1 protein-coding gene and 1 CRISPR repeat array are annotated in these 6,156 nt (G+C 53.6%); the gene reads right to left on the bottom strand.

Annotated features, from left to right (window positions below; genetic code table 11):
- Positions 1-118: 118 nt before the first annotated feature.
- A CRISPR array of direct repeats spans positions 119-834; the repeat unit is 36 nt; unit sequence GTTTCCATTCAATTAGTTTCCCCAACGAGTGGGGAG.
- A gap of 552 nt (positions 835-1,386) precedes the next feature.
- Positions 1,387-5,517 carry a DNA-directed RNA polymerase subunit beta'' gene (locus tag AAFP11_RS06130; RefSeq protein WP_341736221.1) on the bottom strand — a complete coding sequence of 1,377 codons (4,131 nt, stop codon included), beginning with the start codon at positions 5,515-5,517 and terminating at the stop codon, positions 1,387-1,389.
- Between the last annotated feature and the right edge of the window lie 639 nt (positions 5,518-6,156).

Here is a 6,156-nt window from a genome sequence, read left to right on the forward strand (position 1 = left end):
AATGGACTACTGGGTGATGTTGAGTGACCGAGATAGTTGAGCATTTCTACTCATTTTTGTCTCGGATGATTCACTTTTACCCCCTCAACCCGCCTATGTGCCAGTTGGGGGTGCGGAATGTGGGATTCAATTAGTTTCCCCAACGAGTGGGGAGATAAACAAAAAGCTGCTGCCGAAACAGTTTTGCGTTGCCTCGTTTCCATTCAATTAGTTTCCCCAACGAGTGGGGAGAGATTGGTGGCAAGGAATTATTAATGTGTTCTACGTTAAGCTTCGTCTAGTTTCCATTCAATTAGTTTCCCCAACGAGTGGGGAGTAAACCCGGAAATCATCAAAGAGGCTCCACCGTTGCGTTTCCATTCAATTAGTTTCCCCAACGAGTGGGGAGACAGCTAGCACAGGCCATCGCACAATCACTGTGTGGGTACAGTTTCCATTCAATTAGTTTCCCCAACGAGTGGGGAGTTATAGGCCATAACCGTGAAGGTTGGGAGGCGTAGTTTCCATTCAATTAGTTTCCCCAACGAGTGGGGAGCAAGAAATTTGTTTCGCCGACCGAGGATTGTCGGCATCAGCAAAGTTTCCATTCAATTAGTTTCCCCAACGAGTGGGGAGGCGGGGGTAGAAGTGTTTGAGCCATTCTCCCAAAGAGTTTCCATTCAATTAGTTTCCCCAACGAGTGGGGAGTTCATTGAGTCACCAATCGAAGTGATTGCTCAGCCCCTTGGGTTTCCATTCAATTAGTTTCCCCAACGAGTGGGGAGGATAAACACAAGCGGACGACCCACGGGAGACATTGTTTCCATTCAATTAGTTTCCCCAACGAGTGGGGAGTCCTCTACATTAAACCCCATACAGCGCAAGATGCCTAGAGGCCATTTGCGAGGGTCAGATCTTTTTCTTGGATTTCACACCTGTGCCCGCTCAATAAAAATCCATGAAACCCTTGCCCAGTAAGCCTGCGAGGCTCGCGACGCAAAAATGACATTTCAGCCAACTTACCGCCAGCCTCGCAACACCAGCTAAATAATCACCGATCCAGGTGCTTTTGTCACCAGTGCCCCCACTCCCAAAACCTCCACCTGTCCCAAAGTATGACGAGACACCAGAGAAAACCCTGATGCCATCCTTTTCCAGATTTACCTTTTGCCGAAGTCGCGTTCTCAATGTAGATGTTATACCCCAACCTGCTGTTAACCCCCAAGTACCCCCCCAACCCCCCCTTAGTAAGGGGGGGCTTTGAATGCCTGTAGGCGATCGAACCCCCCCTTAGTAAGGGGGGGCTTTGAATGCCTGTAGGCGATCTGCCAGTTGCGCTTCTTGTTCCTTTCCCAAAAACGACACGCCTGTCGCTTTTGAAAAAGAGAAAATAACTAGGCAACCACATTAGTCCTCATCGTCATAGTCATCCCCAAGCTCAAAGTCATCATCCTCGATCGCCCCCATCGCATCATCATCCCCATCCGCCACAAAATCATCATCCCCAACCTCAACCTCCTCCTCAAACTCATCATCCACCTCAACACCCGAACCAGAACCCACACCAAACCCAGACTCGATCGCATAAGCACGACGAGCCGAGCGATCGTCCAGAACCCCCCCCTCCGGCAAGCCCCGAACATCCTCATCATCAAACACCCCACCATCCAGCGAAATATCCGCACTTAGCTGATCCTCATAGGCATTGAACCCCGTACCAGCCGGAATCAAACGCCCAATAATCACATTCTCCTTCAGCCCCCGCAACCAATCAGACTTACCCTCGATCGCAGCCTCCGTCAACACCCGCGTCGTCTCCTGAAAAGAAGCAGCAGAAATAAAGCTATCAGTATTCAACGAAGCCTTAGTGATACCCAACAACACAGGAACATAGTCCGCCGGCGCACCACCAGTAATCGACATCGCCTCATTCACCTGCTCCACCTGCCGCAACTCCACCAGCTCCCCAGGAAGCATAGTAGTATCACCCCCATCCTCCATCCGCACCTTATTAGTCATCTGTCGGACAATCACCTCAATGTGCTTATCCGAAATATCAACCCCCTGAGACTGATAAACCGCCTGCACCTCATTCACCAACAAAGTCTGCACCTGCAAGAAACTCTCCAGAGCCGCCTCAAAAGTCGGCTTCCGCTCCTTCAGCACCTGGAAATAAACCTCCAGAATCTCATGGGGATTCGCCGGCCCATCAGTCAGCGCCTCCGCAGCACCCACCCGCTGCCCATCAGAAACAATCGGATTCTGACCAGGAAGCAAAGGATACTCCTCAATCCGGCCATCATCCTCCACCACCCGCAACTCCACAACATCCCCATCAGCCTCCACCTGAGCCACCCCAGGACGCTTCGCCAAAATACAAGCCTCCTTCGGCTTCCGAGCCTCCAGCAATTCCTCAATCCGCGGCAAACCCTGAATAATATCCCCCGTCTTCGCCCGCTCAAACACCAAAATCACCAAATTATCCCCCCGCTGCACCAAATCCCCATCATCCACATGGAGCACCGCACCAGCCGAAACCCGATAGGGACGCGCTATCCGCAACAAAATTTTCGCCGGAGCATCCGGAGTCGCCCCAGGAGTAACCCTCATCACCTGACCAGACTCCTCCAGAAAAATCCCAGGAGCCACCTCAGTCCCAGCCACCAACAACTCCCCAGCACTCACCTGCGGCACCCCAGCCACATCAACAGTAACCGCATCCGCATCCCGCATCACCAAAAGTCGGCGCACCGGCTCCCCAATCTTTTCCCGAATCCCCCGGACAGTCCCCGCCTCCTTACACAAAATCTCAGTCCTAGCCACCACAGCACCGGGCGCAATCTCTTGACCATCCTCCACCAACAACCTCGTGTGAGTGCTCCCCTGAGTCGGGTCCGCCGAAACATCCCGGCGCAAAGCCAAAGACTCCAAAATCACCAACTGGAGACGCAAAGGCTTCGATCGCCCTTCCCCATCCTCATCCAGCATCGCCAGAGCCCCATCAGACTCCGCCCCATCCAACCGCCACCCAGGACCAGAACCATCCGCCCCAAAAGCCACAGCATCCACCTCATCCGGCAACAACTCAATATCCGCCGCCAACTGCGGAGCATCCGTCCCAATCTCCAAAATCAACTGAGTCCGCAACAACTCCAACCCATCCACAGACTTCACCCGCTCCCCATCCTTATAGGGCAACCGTTGAACCGCCCGCAAAGCAATAGACTCATTCAGCGCCGTCTGCGAAGGCACCGGAGGGCGATCGGGCACCGGAAATTCCACCACAGGCCGCAACAACAACGCAGGACCCTCCGGCGTCTCGATATATTCCGCATAAGCCAACTCCCCAGCAACCAAACCAGGCACAACCTCCTGACCCGCATTCACAATTTGCCCCTCACCCAGAGCCAACAGAGGGCGATCGACAGCATGCAACTCCCCAGGCTTAATCACAATTTCCCGCAAAATATCATTCTTCTGAGTCACCTCCACAGCCCCACTGGTTTGGCAGAAAATATCCTTCACCACCTCAGTCCCAGCCTCCACATACTGCCCATCCTCCACCAACAGCAGAGAAATATCCTTATTCACCTCATGGCACTCCTCCGGTATCCACAGCAGAGTGCCACCCTTCACCACCTCATAGCCCAGCTTCGCCTTACCCCGCTTGTGCACTTCCACCCCGGCGTATTTCACAATACCCCCAGTCGCCGTGCGATAGCTATCATCCAGCAACTCCGCCACCACTTCCCCATTAATCACCTTACTGCCAGGAGTAGTCTTCAGAGAAAAACGCTGACTAGAAGCCGTCTCAATAATGTAATGCTCCCGACCCCCAATGCTCTGGGCCCGAACCACCGCCTGATCCAACAACACCTGAGCCGTAATAATCTCAATCTCCCTAGAATCAGCAATCCGCACCACCCCACCATGTTCCGAAATCAACTTAGTCTCCGCAATCACACTCTGGGCTGGAATCCGATCGCCATTCTTCACCGCCGGCTCAGCCCCCGGAGGCAAATTATACACCTCCCCAGAAAGAATCCAAACCAACCCCCCCTTACTAGCAGTCCGAGTCGTATTACCCTGGCGATCCGTCTTCTCTTCCGGAATCAGATCCGCAAACTTCGCCTCCCCAGCCAAATCCGAAGCCACATCCGTCGTCACCTTCTCCGTCGTCTTCTTCGCAGCCCGCCCCGCGATCGGCACCTCCGCCAAAATCTGACCAACCTTAGCCCGCTGTCCATCCCTCACCATCACCGTCGAACCCTGGGCGATCGCCAGTTCAATCTTCAGCCTCTGATTCTTAGCCCCAGACTTTCCTTCCTCAAAACCCTCTCCCTCCAAAATCAACTTGCCACTATTTTCCGCCACCAGAGCTTCCTCCCCATGGCGAGTACGGAAAGCACGAGTCCGCAGATTCTTGAACCTCACCACACCAGCAAAAGGAGCCCGTTCCTGCTTAGCAACCTCCCCAGTGAACACCCCCCCAGTGTGGAAAGTCCGCATCGTCAGTTGAGTCCCCGGTTCCCCAATAGACTGAGCCGCAATAATCCCGATCGCCTCCCCCATATCCACCATCTTCGAGTGCGCCAAACTCCAGCCATAACAGTGCTGACAAACCGAACGAGTAGCCTCACAAGTCAAAGGCGATCGCAAAAACACCTCCGCCACCCCAGACTTACCAATCTCCAAAGCCAACTCCTCAGTAATCGGCTGATTCCGCACCGCCAGCTCATTCTCAAAAGCCACAACCTTCCCAGTAATCGGATGAATCACATCCGCCGCAAACACCCGCCCCAGCAGCCTCTCCCTCAGCGGAATCAACACCGTAGCCCCATCCATCATCGGACGCACCCGAATCCCCCGCTGCGTCCCACAATCCACCTCCCGCACAATCACATCCTGAGACACATCCACCAACCTTCTAGTCAAATACCCAGAATCCGCCGTCCGCAGAGCCGTATCCACCAACCCCTTCCGAGCCCCATAGGAAGAAATAATATACTCCGTAACCGTCAGCCCCTCCCGGAAATTAGTCTTAATCGGCAAATCAATAATCTCCCCCTGGGGGTCCGCCATCAGCCCCCGCATCCCCACCAACTGCCGCACCTGAGAAATATTCCCCCGCGCCCCAGAAAAAGCCATCATATAAACCGAATTCAGCGGGTCCGTCGCCCGAAAATTCTTCACCACCTCATCCTTCAAATCCTCCGACGTACTATTCCAAGTATCAATCACCTTCTGGAACCGCTCCACCTCCGTAATCTCCCCGCGAGTATACCGCTGCTCCGTAATCCGAATCTCCTCCTCCGCAGCATCCAACAGCGATCGCTTAGAAGGCGGCACCTGCAAATCATCCACACTAATAGAAACCCCCGCACGAGTCGCAAACCGAAAACCCAAATCCTTCAACTTATCCGCCATCTCCGCCGTCCGCGACGTACCATGATGCGTAAAAAACCAAGAAATCAACTTCTTAAGACGGCCCTTATCCACTACACGATTGTGAAAAACAATACCCTTATCCATTGCCATTTTCTTTATCCTTAAATTACCTAAATTGTTTGCAAACTTTCACCAACTCAAACCAATTTAATGGGTCGTTGCATATACTTCGATCCCCCTAAATCCCCCTTTTCGCAAGCATATATTTCGATCCCCCTAAATCCCCCTTAAGAAGGGGGACTTTGAGAAGCATCTTGCCCCCCCTTTTCGCAAGCATATATTTCGATCCCCCTAAATCCCCCTTAAGAAGGAGGACTTTGAGAAGCATCTTGTCCCCCCTTTTCGCAAGCATATATTTCGATCCCCCTAAATCCCCCTTAAGAAGGGGGACTTTGAGAAGCATCTTGTCCCCCCCGCATCGTTGCGGGGACTTGGAGAAGAATCCTGTCCCCCCCGCATCGTTGCGGGGACTTGGAGAAGAATCCTGTCCCCCCGCATCGTTGCGGGGACTTGGAGAAGAATCCTGTCCCCCCGCATCGTTGCGGGGACTTGGAGAAGAATCCTGTCCCCCCGCATCGTTGCGGGGACTTGGAGAAGCATCTTGTCCCCCCCGCATCGTTGCGGGGACTTGGAGAAGAATCCTGTCCCCCCGCATCGTTGCGGGGACTTGGAGAAGAATCCTGTCCCCCCGCATCGTTGCGGGGACTTGGAGAAGAATCCTGTCCCCCC

Source organism: Microcoleus sp. CAWBG640 (genome assembly GCF_020883015.1).
Classification (GTDB): Bacteria; Cyanobacteriota; Cyanobacteriia; order Cyanobacteriales; family Microcoleaceae; genus Microcoleus; species Microcoleus anatoxicus.

Excerpts from the sequence above, each read along its gene's own strand:
- AAFP11_RS06130 (WP_341736221.1), bottom strand. The coding sequence starts at position 5,517 with ATGGCAATGGATAAGGGTATTGTTTTTCACAATCGTGTAGTGGATAAG.